This window comes from Wolbachia endosymbiont of Drosophila barbarae, assembly GCF_044752445.1.
Taxonomy (GTDB): Bacteria; Pseudomonadota; Alphaproteobacteria; order Rickettsiales; family Anaplasmataceae; genus Wolbachia; species Wolbachia pipientis.
The window spans coordinates 1-1460 of the sequence record NZ_JBIXJM010000254.1; the positions used below are offsets into that span (position 1 = coordinate 1).

Here is a 1460-nt window from a genome sequence, read left to right on the forward strand (position 1 = left end):
GCGTCACGCGTTGGTTTCAACATTATATCATGAACTTTCTAAAATTCATTGAACTGTGCTTTCAAACGGTGGTGCCGGGGTGTGAGTATAATGATTATCAGTATATAAAAGTCATAGCAGACAGACTTGAAGCGGCAAATGTTGGCAAAATGAGGCGAATAATATTCAATATGCCTCCGCGTTCAATGAAGTCCCTGTGCGCTAGTGTTGCGTGGCCCGCATGGATACTGGGAAATCAGCCAACTGCAAGAATAATAGTTGCAAGCTACTCTCGGCTGCTTAGCGAAAAGCACTCGCTCGATACAAGGTGTATAATGCAGTCTAGTTGGTATAGAGAGCTGTTTCCAGAGGTAGAACTATCCAAAGATCAAAATACCAAATACAAATTCCAAACAGTGCAGAGAGGATACAGAATCGCAACGTCCGTTGGAGGGACGTTAACAGGTGAAGGTGGTGATTTCATCATCGTGGATGATCCACTGAGTCCCGCCCAAGCTTTGAGTGAAACGTTTAGAAAGCGTGCTACAAATTGGTTTGACCAGACTTTAGTAGCCAGGCTCAACAATAGAAAAAAAGGAGTAATTGTTCTTGTGATGCATAGGCTACATCAAGAAGATTTAACCGGGCACCTTCTCTCCAAACCGAAAAACATATGGAACCATACTTGTTTACCGATGATATCTGAAAATAAGGAGATTATCTATTCAATCAAAAAGCCAGCGCCTCCTTTTCTTGTTCCTGTCACCCGAGTAACTACAAATGAGTACAAAAGCTGGATTACAGCATCAAGTGCTAGAATGACACCACCCGTAATATTATACTCAAGAGAAGAAGGTCAGTTGCTATATCCCCTCGATGGAGGAAAGAAGAAGTTGAGATGATAAAGGTTGAACTTGGAAGTTACGTTTTTGCTGCACAATATCAACAAAACCCTCTGCCACTTTCAAGTGGTATAATTAAACGAGAGTGGCTGAAGCGCTATAGAAATTTTCCTGACAATCTCTCGCATGTAACTCAAAGCTGGGACACTGCAGTTTCAACAAGCAACATGAGCAACTTTAGCGTCTGCACCACCTGGACAAAAGTGGGCAATAAATTCTATTTACTCGATGTATATCGCGCAAAGCTTGAGTATCCAAAGCTTAAAGAGCAAGTTCTGTCACTAGCTGCAAGATGGACACCGCACGCAATTTTAATCGAAGCAAAAACAAGTGGTCAGCAATTGGTGCAAGAGCTAAAGACAAACAGTGATTTACCAATTATCGAAATAGTACCACATGATGACAAACTCACTCGATTTTATCAAATTGTTCCGATTATAGAGTCTGGCAAGGTTTTTCTGCCGCACCAAGCAGTATGGCTGAACGATTTTGAGTATGAGATTTTAATGTTTCCTGAAACTCGACACGATGATCAAGTGGATAGTACCGTGCAATATTTGCAGTGGGTGAGAGATAGTA

General features: G+C 41.6%; 1 pseudogene. It reads left to right on the forward strand.

Annotation, left to right across the window (positions count from 1 at the left end):
- Positions 1-29: 29 nt before the first annotated feature.
- Positions 30-1460 (forward strand): annotated as a pseudogene (gene terL, locus ACIPNH_RS06665) (phage terminase large subunit); the annotation flags it as partial.